Source organism: Pinisolibacter sp., assembly GCF_036782435.1.
Taxonomy (GTDB): domain Bacteria; phylum Pseudomonadota; class Alphaproteobacteria; order Rhizobiales; family Ancalomicrobiaceae; genus CALBKH01.
Genome location: NZ_DAIPZB010000076.1, coordinates 1 through 14642, shown reverse-complemented (window position 1 = coordinate 14642; position 14642 = coordinate 1). Strand labels below are relative to the sequence as shown.

Sequence of the window (14642 nt, the reverse complement as noted above, 5' to 3'; positions counted from 1 at the left end):
CCCGCTACGAGGAAAAGGCACTCCGCGAAGGCCGCACCCCGGCATATCTGGTGTTCCGAAGGGTGTGATTTCGAGGAAATCCGCCGCGGAGACTTGCCTTTCTCCCGGGATCTGACTTATAAGCCCCTCCAAGCACGAAATTCTCAGATCGTCCTCGTGACGAAACGAGAGTGGGCCCCCGAGGGGACCCGCTCTTTCGGTGTTGGTCCGATGACCGCCCGACGTTTCCCGAAGCGATCGAACCACCGGGACCGACGACACTGACGACGCGCCACGAACCCCGCCTGATCCACGAGACCGGTCTCGACGCCCGCATCGCGGCGATCGCCGAACCGGTGATCGAAGATCTCGGCTTCCGTCTCGTCCGCGTGAAGTGCTCGGGCCGCAACGGTTTCACCGTCCAGATCATGGCCGAGCGTCCCGACGGCACCATCGGTGTCGACGACTGCGAGCAGATCAGCCGCAATCTGGCGCCGGTGATCGATGCCGACGATCCGGTCGATCGGGCCTATCATCTGGAAGTGTCTTCGCCCGGCATCGACCGGCCGCTGGTGCGCCGCTCGGACTTCGAGCGCTGGGCCGGCCACGTCGCCAAGATCGAGCTGGAGCAGAACCACGAGGGCCGCCGGCGTTTCCGCGGGCTCCTCGTCGGCGTGAAGGACGACACGTTCGGGGTGAAGCTCGACGGTGTCGCCGAAGGCGAACCCGACACCGTCTGGCTGCCGCTGGATCTCCTGGCGGACGCCCGGCTGATACTCACCGACGATCTCGTCGCCGCCTCGCTGAAGGCGGCCAAGCGACAGGCCCGTACGGATCTCGACGACGTCGAGGATCCGGCGGTCCACTGAGAAGGACGACACGTGCCCGATCCGCGATCGGGCCGCGAGGGAGAAGACGATGGCAGTCAGCGCCAACAGACTGGAACTCCTCCAGATCGCCGATGCGGTCGCGCGTGAGAAGGTGATCGATCGCAAGATCGTGCTCGCCGCGATGGAGGACGCCATCCAGAAGGCCGCGCGCTCGCGCTACGGGTCCGAGACCGAGGTCCGCGCCGAGATCAACCCGAAGACGGGCGAGATCAAGCTGCAGCGCCTGCTCGAGGTGGTCGAGGTCTTCGAGAATCCGGCGACCCAGATCCCGCTCGCCGACGCCCGCCTGCGCAATCCCGACGCCCAGGTCGGCGACTTCATCGGCGAGCCGCTGCCGCCCATGGACTTCGGCCGCATCGCCGCCCAGTCGGCCAAGCAGGTCATCGTCCAGAAGGTCCGCGAAGCCGAGCGCGATCGCCAGTTCGACGAGTTCAAGGACCGCATCGGCGAGATCGTCAACGGTACGGTCAAGCGCATCGAATACGGCAACGTCATCGTCGACCTCGGCCGTGGCGAGGCGATCGTCCGTCGCGACGAGCTGATCCCGCGCGAGGCCTTCCGCAACGGCGATCGCGTCCGCGCCTACGTCTACGACGTCCGCCGCGAACAGCGCGGGCCGCAGATCTTCCTCTCCCGCACCCATCCGCAGTTCATGGCGAAGCTCTTCGCCCAGGAAGTGCCGGAGATCTACGACGGCATCATCGAGGTGAAGTCGGTCGCCCGCGACCCGGGCTCCCGCGCCAAGATCGCCGTCATCTCGCGCGATTCGTCGATCGACCCGGTCGGCGCCTGCGTCGGTATGCGCGGTTCCCGCGTCCAGGCGGTGGTGCAGGAGCTCCAGGGCGAGAAGATCGACATCATTCCCTGGTCGCACGACGCCGCCACCTTCATCGTCAACGCCCTGCAGCCGGCGGAAGTCGCCAAGGTCGTGCTCGACGAGGATGCCGGCCGCATCGAAGTGGTGGTGCCGGACGATCAGCTGTCGCTGGCCATCGGCCGCCGCGGCCAGAACGTCCGCCTCGCCTCCCAGCTCACCGGCTGGGACATCGACATCATGACCGAGGCCGAGGAATCGGAGCGCCGTCAGAAGGAATTCGCCGAGCGCACCCAACTCTTCATGGAAGCGCTCGACGTCGACGAGGTCGTCGCCCAGCTGCTCGCCACCGAAGGCTTCGGCACGGTCGAGGAACTCGCCTACGTCGGCATCGACGAGATCGCCCGTATCGAGGGCTTCGACGAGGAGACGGCGGAGGAGATCCAGTCCCGCGCCAACGCCTGGCTCGAGGCGCTCGAAGCGGCTCAGGACGCCGAACGCAAGGAACTCGGCGTCGCCGACGAACTGCGTGACGTCCCCGGCGTCACCACCGCGATGATGGTGGCGCTCGGCAAGGACGGCATCAAGACGGTCGAGGACCTCGCCGGCTGTGCCACCGACGATCTCGTCGGCTGGACCGAGCGCAAGGGCGGCGAAGTCGAGAAGCACGCCGGTACGCTCGACGGCTTCGATCTCGACCGCACCGACGCCGAAGCGATCATCATGGCCGCCCGCGTCGCCGCCGGCTGGATCGAGCCGCCGGTCGAAGAGCCGGTCGACGCCGGGGAAGACGAGGCGGAGAGTGGCGAACACTGACGCCGAACCGGGCGCCGACGAGGCGCCCGAATGGGATGAACGCCCGCCGAAGAAGGCGGACGTGACGCGAACCGACATCGTCTCCCGCGAGACGAGGCCGCTCGCAGAGATGATCCGCTTCGTTCAGGCCCCGGATGGAACCGTGGTGCCGGATCTGAAGCGGGACCTGCCCGGCCGTGGGGTCTGGGTGGAGGCGACGCGCGCCGCGGTCGACAAGGCCGTCGCGCGCAAGCTCTTCGCCCGCGCTCTGCGCAGCGCCGTCGAAGTCCCTGCGGACCTCGCCGAGCGCCTCGACGGGCTGATGGCGAAACAGGCGCTGGGCACCTTCGGCCTGGCGCGCAAGGCGGGGCTGGTCACGACCGGCTTCGCCAAAGTGGAAGCGGCGGTGGCGCGCGAGCGTCTCGCCGGTCTCGTCCACGCCGCGGAAGCGGGGTCGGACGGGGTCGAGAAGCTGGCCGCGGCGCTCAAGCGCCGCTTCGGTGGAGAGATCGGCATTCCGGTCGTCCGAATCTTCACCGGAGCCCAATTGGATTTGGCATTGGGCAGGTCGAATGTGATACATGCTGCGCTGCTTGCTGGCCGGGCGAGCGAAACCTTCCTCGAGCGCGCAGGCGCGCTCGCCAGATATCGAGGCCTCGAATCCTTCGGGACCACGGTGTCGACGAACGACGGCCATCACGCGACGAGCGGCACGACGCCGCAGGAATGACGGGCACATGAACGAACAGAAGACCACCGGCGACAAGACCCTCCACGTCGACGTCAAGAAGAAGTTGACGTTGAAGCTGAAGACCGACGCCACGGTCCAGCAGAGCTTCAGTCATGGCCGGTCGAAGACCGTGCTCGTCGAGACCAAGAAGAAGCGCATCCTGAAGCCGGGGGAGACCGAACACGGTCACGCCGCGGTGCCTGCGCCTCGGGTCGAGTTGAAGCCGCGCACCGAAGTGAAGCCGGCGACGCCGCCGGCCGCGCCGACGGCGAGCGAAGCTCCGCCCGCTCCGCAGCGGTCGCGCACCGGCGTCGTGCTGCAGACGCTCTCGGCCGGCGAACGCGCCGCCCGCGAGAAGGCTCTCGCCGAAGCCCGCATCCGTGAGGAAGAGGACCGCAAGCGTCGCGCCGAGGAAGAGCGGCTGCGCGCCATCGAGGAAGTGCGCCTCGCCAAGGAGCGTGCCGAAGCCGAAGCCCGCCGCAAGGCCGAGGCCGCGGCGGAAGAAGAACGCCGCAAGGCCGCCGGTGAGCCCGAGCCCGTGGCGGAGCCGGAAAAGGCCACCGAGCCCGAAGCCGCCGCTCCCGCGGCTGCGCCGACCGCGGCACGCCCCGCCGCCGCTGCTCCTGCCGCCGTCCGTCCGGCCCGCCCGGCCGCCGAGGAGGAGGAGGAAGAGGCTCCGCGCCGGGGTCCCGCGCCCCGTCCGGTCGCCGGCGCCGCGCGCCGCATGACCGCGCCGCCGCCGCCCAAGCCGACCCGCACCAAGGGCGACGACAAGCAGCGCGGCAAGCTCACCGTGGTGACGGCCCAGACCGAGGACTCCGAGGAGGAGGGCGGCCGCGGTCGTTCGGTCGCCGCCTTCAAGCGCCGCGTCCAGCGTCAGCAGCGCCGCATGCAGTCCTTCGAGCCGCGCGAGAAGATCTCGCGCGAGGTGATCCTGCCCGAGACGATCACCATCCAGGAACTCTCCAACCGTATGGCCGAGCGCGCCGTCGACGTCATCAAGCTGCTGATGAAGCAGGGCCAGATGATGAAGATCAACGACGTCATCGATGCCGACATGGCGCAGCTGATCGCCGAGGAGATGGGCCACACCGTCAAGCGCGTCGCCGAATCGGACGTGGAGGAAGGCCTGTTCACGGCCACCGACGCCGACGAGGATCTGCGTCAGCGTCCGCCGGTCGTCACCATCATGGGTCACGTCGACCACGGCAAGACGTCGCTGCTCGACGCCATTCGCTCCACCAAGGTGGCCGCGGGCGAGGCCGGCGGCATCACCCAGCACATCGGTGCCTATCAGGTCGAATCGAACGGCCAGAAGATCACCTTCATCGACACCCCCGGCCACGAGGCCTTCACGGCGATGCGTTCGCGCGGCGCCAAGGCCACCGACATCGTCATCCTGGTGGTGGCGGCCGACGACGGCGTCATGCCGACGACGGTCGAGGCGATCAACCACACCCGTGCCGCGGGCGTGCCGATCATCGTCGCCATCAACAAGATCGACAAGCCGCAGGCCGACCCGCAGCGCGTCCGTACCGCCCTGCTCCAGCACGAGATCGTGGTGGAATCGATGGGTGGCGACGTGCTCGAGGTCGAAGTGTCGGCCAAGCAGAAGATCAATCTCGACAAGCTGCTCGAGACCATCCTGCTGCAGACCGAGGTGCTCGAGCTCAAGGCCAACCCGAACCGGGCGGCCGAGGGCACCGTCATCGAGGCCAAGCTCGACAAGGGCCGCGGTCCGGTCGCTACCGTCCTCGTCCAGCGCGGCACCCTCAAGGTCGGCGACATCCTCGTCGCCGGCGGCGCCTGGGGCCGCGTCCGCGCCCTCCTCAACGACCAGGGCGCGCCCGAACGCGACGCCGGTCCGTCGACCCCGGTCGAGGTGCTCGGCTTCCAGGAGACCCCGGAAGCCGGCGACCGCTTCGCCGTGGTCGAGAACGAGGCCCGGGCCCGCGAGGTCGCGGACTATCGGCAGCGCCTGAAGCGCGAGAAGCAGCAGGCCCGCGGCACCTCGGCGCGCGGCTCGCTCACCGAGATGATGAACCAGCTGAAGACCGCCGGTCGCAAGGAGTTCACGCTCGTCGTCAAGGGCGACGTGCAGGGCTCGCTCGAAGCGATCATCGGCGCGCTGGAGAAGCTCGGTAACGACGAGGTCCGGGCTCGCGTCATCCACGGCGGCGTCGGCGGCATCACCGAATCCGACGTGTCGCTGGCCTCGGCCTCCAACGCCGCGATCATCGGCTTCAACGTCCGTGCGTCGAAGGAAGCCCGCGAGGCGGCCGAGCGCGAAGGCGTCGAGATCCGCTACTACAACATCATCTACGACCTGGTCGACGACGTGAAGAAGGCGATGAGCGGCATGCTCACGCCGGAGATCCGCGAGACCATGCTCGGCAACGCCCGCATCCTGGAGATCTTCAACGTCTCCAAGGTCGGCAAGGTCGCCGGCTGTCTCGTCACCGACGGCACGGTCGAGCGCGGCGCCTCGGTTCGCCTCATCCGCGACAACGTCGTCATCCACGAAGGCAAGCTCTCGCAGCTCAAGCGCTTCAAGGATGACGCCAAGGAAGTCGTCGTGGGTCAGGAATGCGGCATGTCCTTCGAGGCCTATCAGGACATGCGCGCCGGCGACGTCATCGAGTGCTACCGCGTCGAAGAGATCGCCCGGTCGCTCTGACCCGGCGGCCACGGCGAAGGGCGGCGTCCAGCGACGCCGCCCGCCATCACGTCCTCACCTCGCTCGGGTTCGACCCCTGACGAAGGATGATCATGTCCGAGAAGATCTCGTTCCCCTTCGCGCGTGCGGATTGGGTCGCGCTGTCGACCGCCGTCGCGCGGCGTCCGCTGCCCTTCCGCATCGCTCTGGTCGTCTTCGTGCTCGGCTTCGCCGTCATCGTCCTCGGGCTGGTCCCGGGCAACGCCCCGACCGGCGGCAGCCTGCTCGGCGAAGCGCTGAAAGGCGGGTCCGAATGGTACCCGTGGTACGGCTTCGGCGTCCTCCTGTCGCTCGGCCTCTTCTTCCGCCACCACCTCGTCGGCTTCAACGCCGCCACCGGTTTCGCCCGCATGCCGCTGGCCGAGAAGGAGCTGACGGTCGAGTTCGCCGACGAGGAGATTCACGCCACCGCGACCGATTTCGATTGGCGGTTCCCGTGGGCCGCGGTGGTGCGACTGATCGAGACGCCGACCCATCTGGTGCTCGCCACCGGTGGCCGTCAGGGTCTGCCGATCCCCCGCACCGCCTTCGCCGACGCCGACGCCTTCGAACGGACCCGCGCCCACATCCTCGCCCATCTCTCCGAAGGAACGCCCCATGACCGCGCCTGAGAAGGGCCCCTCGCAGCGTCAGCTGCGCGTCGGCGAACTGGTCCGCCATGCCCTCGCCGACATCCTCGCCCGCGGCGAGATCGCCGATCCGGATCTCGACGGTGTCGTCATCTCGGTGGCCGAGGTGCGGATGTCGCCGGATCTGAAGAACGGCACCGCGCTGGTCATGCCGCTCGGCGGCCGCAACGTGAACAAGGTGATGGCCGGGCTCGAGCGGTCGCGAAAGTGGCTGCGCGGTCGGATCGCCCGGCGGGTGGACCTCAAGTTCGCCCCCGACATCCGTTTCCAACTCGACACCCGTTTCGACGACGACGACGCGGTCACCGCCCTCCTCCATCGCCCCGAGGTCGCCCGCGACCTCGACGAGGAGTGAGAGGCGCGCCGCGCCGCCCGACCGTGGATCCACGAAAGCACTCCTCATGGCCCGTAAGAAGAAGTTCGACGACGTTCACGGCTGGATCGTGCTCGACAAGCCGGTGGGGGTGACCTCCACCCAGGCGGTGTCGCGGCTGAAGCGTCTCTTCAACGCCAACAAGTGCGGCCACGCCGGCACCCTCGACCCGCTCGCCTCCGGCATGTTGCCGCTCGCCTTCGGTGAGGCGACCAAGACCGTGTCCTTCGTCATGGACGGCACCAAGGTCTATCGCTTCACCGTGCGCTGGGGCGCCCAGACCGCCACCGACGACACCGAAGGCGAGGTCATCGCCACCTCCGACCACCGGCCGACCAAGGCGGAGATCGAGGCTATCCTCCCCGAGTTCATCGGCGAGATCATGCAGGTCCCGCCCAAGTTCTCGGCGATCAAGATCGACGGCGAACGCGCCTACGACCTCGCCCGCGACGGCGAGGAGGTGGTGCTCGAGGCCCGGCCGATCGAGATCCTCGATCTCGCCCTGGTCGACGTGCCGGACGCCGACACCGCGGTCTTCGACTGCGAATGCGGCAAGGGCACCTATGTCCGGGCGCTGGCCCGCGACATGGGGCTGCGCCTCGGCACCCGCGGCCACGTCATCGGCCTCAGGCGCGTTCACGTCGGCCCCTTCGAAGAGGACGACATGATCCCGCTCGCCGACATCGAGAAGGCGGCCGAGGAGGGCGGTCTCGACGCCGCCCGCGCCCTGCTCGTGCCCGTCGAGGCCGGTCTTTCCGAGGTCACCGAGGTGGCGGTCAACCGCGACGCCGCCGCCCGCCTGCGCCGTGGCCAGTCGGTGATCCTGCGCGGTCGCGACGCCCCCGCCGACGAGGACGCCGTGTGGGTCACCTGCGGCGGCGATCTCGTCGCCATCGGCGAGGTCGACCGTGGCGAACTGGTGCCGCGCCGCGTGTTCATGCTGGGCGGGGAGTGAGTCTCACCTGCCGATGCAGTCGGCGACCTCGGGCGAGTTCGCCGCCCGACCGGTGATGATGCCGGCGACCCGCCGGAGGCCGGGCGACGGCTTCGCCGGATTGCGGCGGATCGGATTGGGCAGGGTCACGGCGAGCAGCGCCGCTTCGCGGGCCGAGATCCGGTCGGCGCCGTGACCGAAGGCCCGCCGGGTGCCGGCCTCGATGCCGAATTCGCCCTCGGGACCCCACTCGGCGATGTTGAGATAGATCTCGAAGATCCGCGTCTTCGGCCATGCGAGATCGACGATCATCGCCATCGGGATCTCGATCGCCTTGCGCACGTAGCTGCGCCCCGACCACAGGAACAGATTCTTCGCCACTTGCATGGTGAGCGTCGAGCCGCCGCGTTTCGGCCCGTCCTCGTCGTCGATGACGTCCATCAGTTCGTTCCAGTCGATGCCGTGATGGCGGCAGAATCCGGTGTCCTCCGAGGCGATCACCGCGACGATCAGATCACGATCGACGCTCTCGATCGGCCGCCACACCCGTTCCACCCGCTGCCCCGTCACCCAGCGCGCCACCATCGGCATCGACACCGGCGCCACGAAGCGCCAGAGGACGAGCAGCACGGCGAAGATCGCCGCGAGGCCGAAGACGGCGTAGGCGGCGATCCGCACCGCGCGCCGGAGGTGAGCGAGGACGTTCATCCACGGAAACTGCCCGCCCGCGCGCGCGAAGTCGAGCGACGAGTTGGCGCTCACGCGCCACATTCCACTGGCGCGAACCCGGCGTTTCGTGCATAAGACCCGCGCACCCGACCCCGCTGGACGACATCCCGGCGGGGCCATGTTCGTTTGTCTCACCCGAAAGGATGATCTCGATGTCGATCACGGCCGAACGCAAGCTCGAACTGGTCAAGCAGTACGCGACCCACGAAGGCGACACCGGTTCGCCGGAAGTCCAGGTCGCGGTGCTCTCCGAGCGTATCGCCAACCTGACCGAGCACTTCAAGACCCACGCCAAGGACAACCATTCCCGTCGTGGCCTCCTGAAGATGGTCTCCTCGCGTCGTTCGCTCCTCGACTATCTGAAGTCGAAGGACGTGGCGCGTTACAAGGCTCTCATCGAACGTCTCGGCCTGCGCCGCTGACCGGTCGCCGGGTTCGCCCGAGCGATCGACCGACGAGCTTCCCCGGAGCGGCACCCGCCGCTCCGGACCCTCTTTCCGAAGCGGCGGTCTCGTCGCTTCCGGTCTTTTCCCCGAAGCGGCATTCGCCGCTTCTCCGCCGGTTCGTCCGCGGCCTCCGCGCCGGGCCGGACGGGTCCCGGAGCGACGCTCGCGCCGCTCCTTCTCCGCGGTGAGATCCGTCTCGCCGTCCCCCGTGTCGCCGAGAGCCGCGTATCGGATCGCCCTCGTCGCACACGTCGCGGACCATGGCAGGATCGCCGGGGGCTCCGCCGGCCCGTCACGGGCAGGAGCCCCTCGCCGTCTTGCTCATGGTCCATCGGACGGGGTTCGCCTCGTCCGTCCCGGAACCGGCACGGAGCCGATGCGCCGCACGAGATGTGCGCCTGTCTCCCGTGCCTCAACTGCGGGTTCGCTTCCCCCTCGTCGGGGGTGCCCGCCAGGACCGAAGACACATGTTCCACATCCATCGTGAAGTGATCGAATGGGCCGGCCGCAAGCTGGTCCTCGAGACCGGCAAGGTCGCCCGTCAGGCCGACGGCGCCGTGCTCGCCTCCTACGGCGAGACCACCGTTCTCGCCACCGTCGTCTCCGCCAAGGAGCCGAAGGCCGGTCAGGACTTCTTCCCGCTGACCGTCAACTACCAGGAGAAGGCCTTCGCCGCCGGTAAGATCCCGGGTGGCTACTTCAAACGCGAAGGCCGTCCGTCGGAGGCCGAGACCCTGATCTCGCGCCTGATCGACCGGCCGATCCGCCCGCTCTTCGTCGAAGGCTACAAGTGCGACACCCAGGTGATCGTCACGGTGCTCTCCCACGACCTCGAGAACGCTCCCGACATCGTCGCCATGGTCGCGGCCTCCGCCGCTCTGACCCTCTCGGGCGTCCCCTTCATGGGCCCGATCGGTGCGGCGCGCGTCGGCTACATCGCCGGTGAGTACGTGCTCAACCCGCAGATCGACGAAGAGGTCGAGAACAAGCTCGATCTCGTCGTCGCCGGCACCCACGACGCGGTGATGATGGTCGAATCGGAAGCCAAGGAGCTCTCCGAAGACGTCATGCTCGGCGCCGTGATGTTCGGCCACGCCGGCTTCCAGCCGGTGATCGACGCCATCATCCGCCTCGCCGAGAAGGCCGCCAAGGAGCCGCGCGACTTCACCGCGCCGGACCTCTCCGCCGTCGAGGCCGCCGTACTCGAGATCGCCGAGGCCGATCTGCGCGACGCCTACAAGATCACCGTCAAGCAGGACCGCTACAAGGCCGTCGACGCCGCCAAGGCGAAGGTCATGGCCGCGCTCGTCCCCGCCGACGGCGAGGCGAAGTTCGACAAGGAGAAGGTCGCGACCGCCTTCAAGGAAGTCCAGGCCAAGGTGGTGCGCTGGAACATCCTCGACACCGGCTCCCGCATCGACGGCCGTGACCTCGTCACCGTCCGCCCGATCGTCGCCGAAGTCGGCGTCCTGCCGCGTGCCCACGGCTCGGCCCTGTTCACCCGCGGCGAGACCCAGGCGCTCGTCGTCGCCACGCTCGGCACCGGTGAAGACGAGCAGTTCGTCGACGCCCTCGCCGGCACCTACAAGGAGCACTTCCTGCTCCACTACAACTTCCCCCCCTACTCGGTCGGCGAGACCGGCCGCATGGGTTCGCCCGGCCGCCGCGAGATCGGCCACGGCAAGCTCGCCTGGCGCGCCATCCACCCGGTCCTGCCGATCAAGCACGAGTTCCCCTACACCATCCGTCTGGTGTCGGAGATCACCGAGTCGAACGGCTCCTCGTCGATGGCCACCGTCTGCGGCTCGTCGCTGGCGCTGATGGACGCCGGCGTGCCGCTGAAGCAGCCGACCGCCGGCATCGCCATGGGCCTGATCAAGGAGGGCGAGCGCTTCGCCGTCCTCACCGACATCCTCGGTGACGAGGACCACCTCGGCGACATGGACTTCAAGGTGGCCGGCACCGCCGACGGCGTGACCTCGCTGCAGATGGACATCAAGATCGCCGGCATCACCGAGGAGATCATGAAGGTCGCGCTGGGCCAGGCCCGCGACGGCCGTCTGCACATCCTCGACGAGATGGCCAAGGCGCTGACCTCGGCCCGTCCGGAGCTCGGCGAGCATGCTCCGCGCATCGAGTCCTTCAAGATCCCGACCGACAAGATCCGTGAAGTGATCGGTTCGGGCGGCAAGGTGATCCGCGAGATCGTCGAGAAGACCGGCGCCAAGGTCGACATCCAGGACGACGGCACCGTCAAGATCTCCTCCGCCGATCAGAAGAAGATCAAGGCCGCGGTCAACTGGGTCAAGTCCATCGCCGCCGAGCCGGAGGTGAACGCGATCTACGAGGGCACGGTCGTCAAGTGCATGGAGTTCGGCGCCTTCGTGAACTTCTTCGGTTCGCGCGACGGCCTCGTTCACATCTCGCAGCTCGCGCCGCGCAAGGTGGCCAAGGTCACCGACGTGGTCAAGGAAGGCGACAAGGTGTGGGTCAAGCTCCTCGGCTTCGACGAGCGCGGCAAGGTTCGCCTGTCGATGAAGATCGTCGACCAGGAGACCGGCCAGGAGATCCCGAAGGAAGAGGGCGAGAAGCCGGCCGAGTGACCGGACCGCCTTCTATGCGAGACATGAAAAGGGCGCCCGCGAGGGCGCCCTTCTTCGTACCTTGAGAGTTCACTTCAAGATTTACAGATCATTAACCATTATGGGCGAAAATTCGCTTCAACAGAATCGCTCAAGATCCTGTTAATCATGGGGTTTCTAGAGTGAGCCTGAAGCAGTGAGGCCGCCTTGCGGCGACCTCACCCTTCTGGTCGGAGATCAAATCACTTCGTGGATTGGCATTTACCGAGTGAAATTGATCAGCGCTACTGCGATGGTGGTGAGACTGGCAGCCAGACTTGCCACCAATCCGACCTTTCTGAGCTGCGAGTACCGCATACTGTCCTCTCAGGCTCACACGTGCAGAATTGCACGTGGCACGCTAACGGTGTCTTAGGGTTGGTTAACAATCCGCTAACAGATTGCATCGATCCACAGGGCTGATCCCAAGGTCGTAATCTGAAGTGTGTGCCCGAAAAGAAATGGGGCGCCCACCTGAGCGCCCCATAGCCATTTTCGCCGTTGAATCAAGCGTACTGGATCAGGATCCAAGTGACGGCCCGACCCTTGTAGGGCGGCATCACGTTGCCCTTGGCGATCGGCGCCGTCGTCGTGTCGAAGGCATCATCGACCTTCCAGACGCCGGATTCGGGACAATGCTCGCCAGTGCGAGCGCGAGTGCCGATGGGAGATTTCGAGTTCATGGAAGAGCCTTTCGCTCATAGACGATCGGACTCTTGACTTGCTGTCCAGGTACGATTCAAAATCGCCCTGTTCTTCACAGAACAGCGCCGGCAGCCCGATCAGGATTTGCCGGAGTTCGAAAGAATGGCCGCTTGGAGGGTGCAAGCCTCTGAGCGGCTTTCTTTTTGAACCTCATTGGAACGCTAGTCCGAGTCTCGAAGCCTCGTCAAGCGTCGGATTACAGGTACAAACCGGCAACACCCCCAAAACCCATATTTCTGTTGAAAAGTGGGTCTTTTGTGCGTGATGGATCCAAGCAGATGGCTCGAGTCTAGCTGCGTAAGGTGACGACTCTGTTGGCCAGAACGGCTCGTGAATGCGATTCGTATATTTGAGTCGCGGCGCCGGAGGCTATCGAGTGCGCAACGATCGTTGCACCAGAACTTGTAACACGGGAGTGGATAGAAAAATCAATCGTTGCTTGTGCTCGTCGCATATCCGGTTGTGAGCTTGGGAGTTAAGAAGGGCGCCCGTCTTCGTTTCGGCGCGGATCCGTGGTAAGGAACATCCTTACCGATCAGGAGACCATCCGTCATGATCACGAGCCGCCTCACCTCCAAGGCCCAGACGACCATCCCGCAGGCGGTGCGCGTCGCACTCCATCTCGGCGAGGGCGACACGCTCGCCTATGCGATCGAAGGCGACCGGGTCGTGCTCACCAAGGCGAAACCGACGAAGAACGAAGATCCCTTCGCAACCTTCGATGAATGGGCCTCCGACGCCGACGAGCGCGCCTATGCCGACCTTTGAGCAGGGCACGGTCGTCCGTGTTCCCTTCCGCTACAGCGACCGTCCGGTCCGGCAGCACCGGCCGGCGCTCGTCGTCTCCGATGGGCCCGTCGGCGTCGAAGGCCGGCTCCTCTGGGTGGCGATGATCACTTCCGCCGAGAACCGGGCCTGGGACGGCGACGTCGACCTCGGCGCGGATTTCCGGACCGCCGGGCTGCCGGCGCCTTCGCTCGTACGTCCGGCGAAGATCGCCACCATCGAAGCGAGCGATGCCTATCCGCTCGGCCGATTGCCGCAGGCAGCGCTCGCTCGGGTCGTCGCATCGCTGCGCCGGACGCTGGGGTTCGACCCGCGAGATCCGTCACTCGTCGATCCTTCTTGATCGAATTGGTTGCGTCGGAGGCGGTCATCCTCGACAGTCCGCCCCATGATAGAACCGACCCTCGATCTCCTCGTCCTCGGCTGGGGCTATTCCGCCCGCCACGGCGCCGCCGCCCTGGAGGGCGACCTCCGCTCCCTCGTCACCACCGCCCGCGATCCGGCCAAGGCCGATCGTCTCGCGGCGACCGGCCTCGACGTCGTCCGCCTCGCCGAGCCACAAGCCGACGCCCGCCTCGCCGCGGCGGTCGCCCGTGCCTCGCACATCCTCGTCTCGGCCGGGCCGAGCGAGGCCGGCGACCCGTTCCTCGCCCGCCTCGAACCGGCGATCCGCGCCGCGGCGGCGGCCGGCACGCTGCGCTGGATCGGCTATCTCTCGACGGTGGGCGTCTACGGCAACGCCGACGGCGGTCCCGTCAACGAGACGACGGTGCCGGTGCCGGCCTCCGACCGCACCCGCTGGCGCATCGCCGCGGAGGGCGCCTGGGCCGCGCTCGGCAAGGAGGTCGACGTCCCCGTCGCCGTTTTGCGGCTGGCCGGTATCTACGGCCCGGGACGCAACGCCTTCGTCAATCTGGAGAAGGGCACGGCGCGGCGCATCATCAAGCCGGGCCAGATGTTCAATCGCATCCGGGTCGAGGACATCGGCCGGGCGATCGCCGCGAGCGCGAAGGCGCGCTTCGACGGCATCCTCAACGTCTCCGACGACGAGCCGGCGCCGCCGCAGCTCCCCATCGAACTCGCCGCGCAACTGATGGGTGTCGAACCGCCGCCGGAGATCCCCTTCGACGCCGCCACCTTCACCCCGATGGCGCTGAGCTTCTGGGGCGAGAGCAAGCGCGTCGGCAACGCCCGGCTCCGCAGCCTGATCGGCGACCTGACCTACCCGACCTATCGGGAAGGCCTGACGCAGCTGTGGGAGGCCGACACCTGGCGCGGCGATCCGCAGGACCAGGAGGACGCCAGTCCGAAGTTCCGGCGGTGAGGGGGCTCACGGCGCGACGGACCGCCGGACGGCGGAAACGTTCTCCGCCCGTCGTCTCCGGCGAGTCGTAGGCGAGGGAAAGGGACCCGCCGGTCTCACGCTCGCAGAAGGATCCGTGGATCCCCTTCCCCTCCGCTGCGCGTCGGCCGGGGATGATGGGGTGGACGGCCC

The 14642-nt window shown here is 67.4% G+C and carries 14 protein-coding genes; 12 read left to right on the top strand and 2 right to left on the bottom strand.

Annotation, left to right across the window (positions count from 1 at the left end; translation table 11 throughout):
- Positions 1-236: 236 nt before the first annotated feature.
- From rimP to truB, 7 genes are all read left to right on the top strand, one after another.
- On the top strand, positions 237-848 hold the full coding sequence (rimP, locus tag V7Q42_RS20365; RefSeq protein ID WP_442958244.1) for a ribosome maturation factor RimP: 612 nt from the start codon (positions 237-239) through the stop codon (positions 846-848).
- Between the two features lie 49 nt (positions 849-897).
- Positions 898-2499: a transcription termination factor NusA gene (gene nusA, locus V7Q42_RS20360; protein WP_333826098.1), complete on the top strand. Its 1602-nt coding sequence runs from the start codon at positions 898-900 to the stop codon at positions 2497-2499.
- Positions 2486-3208, top strand: coding sequence for an RNA-binding protein (locus tag V7Q42_RS20355; protein WP_333826097.1), 723 nt, complete (start codon positions 2486-2488; stop codon positions 3206-3208). The genes nusA and V7Q42_RS20355 overlap by 14 nt, the downstream gene beginning before the upstream one ends.
- A gap of 7 nt (positions 3209-3215) precedes the next feature.
- Complete coding sequence (gene infB / locus V7Q42_RS20350) at positions 3216-5885, top strand: translation initiation factor IF-2 (RefSeq protein ID WP_333826096.1); 2670 nt, start codon at positions 3216-3218, stop codon at positions 5883-5885.
- 92 nt (positions 5886-5977) lie between these two features.
- On the top strand, positions 5978-6535 hold the full coding sequence (locus V7Q42_RS20345) for a YcxB family protein (RefSeq protein WP_333826095.1): 558 nt from the start codon (positions 5978-5980) through the stop codon (positions 6533-6535).
- Positions 6522-6908, top strand: coding sequence for a 30S ribosome-binding factor RbfA (gene rbfA / locus V7Q42_RS20340; RefSeq protein ID WP_333826094.1), 387 nt, complete (start codon positions 6522-6524; stop codon positions 6906-6908). The genes V7Q42_RS20345 and rbfA overlap by 14 nt, the downstream gene beginning before the upstream one ends.
- A gap of 46 nt (positions 6909-6954) precedes the next feature.
- Complete coding sequence (truB, locus tag V7Q42_RS20335) at positions 6955-7881, top strand: tRNA pseudouridine(55) synthase TruB (RefSeq protein ID WP_333826093.1); 927 nt, start codon at positions 6955-6957, stop codon at positions 7879-7881.
- Between the two features lie 3 nt (positions 7882-7884).
- On the opposite strand, the gene V7Q42_RS20330 is transcribed toward truB, so the two are convergent.
- Positions 7885-8622: a transglycosylase domain-containing protein gene (locus V7Q42_RS20330; protein ID WP_333826092.1), complete on the bottom strand. Its 738-nt coding sequence runs from the start codon at positions 8620-8622 to the stop codon at positions 7885-7887.
- Positions 8623-8741: 119 nt separating this feature from the next.
- Here V7Q42_RS20330 and rpsO point away from each other — a divergent pair, with 119 nt between their 5' ends.
- Both rpsO and pnp read left to right on the top strand, forming a co-directional pair.
- Positions 8742-9011, top strand: a complete 270-nt coding sequence (rpsO, locus tag V7Q42_RS20325; protein ID WP_333826091.1) for a 30S ribosomal protein S15 — start codon at positions 8742-8744, stop codon at positions 9009-9011.
- 491 nt (positions 9012-9502) lie between these two features.
- The gene (pnp, locus tag V7Q42_RS20320; protein WP_333826090.1) at positions 9503-11638 is read left to right on the top strand and encodes a polyribonucleotide nucleotidyltransferase; all 2136 of its coding nucleotides are present in this window, start codon (positions 9503-9505) and stop codon (positions 11636-11638) included.
- 524 nt (positions 11639-12162) lie between these two features.
- On the opposite strand, the gene V7Q42_RS20315 is transcribed toward pnp, so the two are convergent.
- Positions 12163-12339, bottom strand: coding sequence for a hypothetical protein (locus V7Q42_RS20315; protein ID WP_333826089.1), 177 nt, complete (start codon positions 12337-12339; stop codon positions 12163-12165).
- Between the two features lie 574 nt (positions 12340-12913).
- Between V7Q42_RS20315 and V7Q42_RS20310 the strand changes: the two genes are divergently transcribed.
- Genes V7Q42_RS20310 through V7Q42_RS20300 form a run of 3 tightly spaced genes read left to right on the top strand, consistent with a single transcriptional unit; the run spans position 12914 to position 14471 of the window.
- Complete coding sequence (locus tag V7Q42_RS20310) at positions 12914-13129, top strand: AbrB/MazE/SpoVT family DNA-binding domain-containing protein (protein ID WP_333826088.1); 216 nt, start codon at positions 12914-12916, stop codon at positions 13127-13129.
- Positions 13116-13490, top strand: coding sequence for a type II toxin-antitoxin system PemK/MazF family toxin (locus tag V7Q42_RS20305; RefSeq protein WP_333826087.1), 375 nt, complete (start codon positions 13116-13118; stop codon positions 13488-13490). Before V7Q42_RS20310 ends, V7Q42_RS20305 begins: the two co-directional genes overlap by 14 nt.
- A gap of 45 nt (positions 13491-13535) precedes the next feature.
- On the top strand, positions 13536-14471 hold the full coding sequence (locus V7Q42_RS20300; protein ID WP_333826086.1) for an NAD(P)-dependent oxidoreductase: 936 nt from the start codon (positions 13536-13538) through the stop codon (positions 14469-14471).
- The last annotated feature ends 171 nt before the right edge of the window (positions 14472-14642 follow it).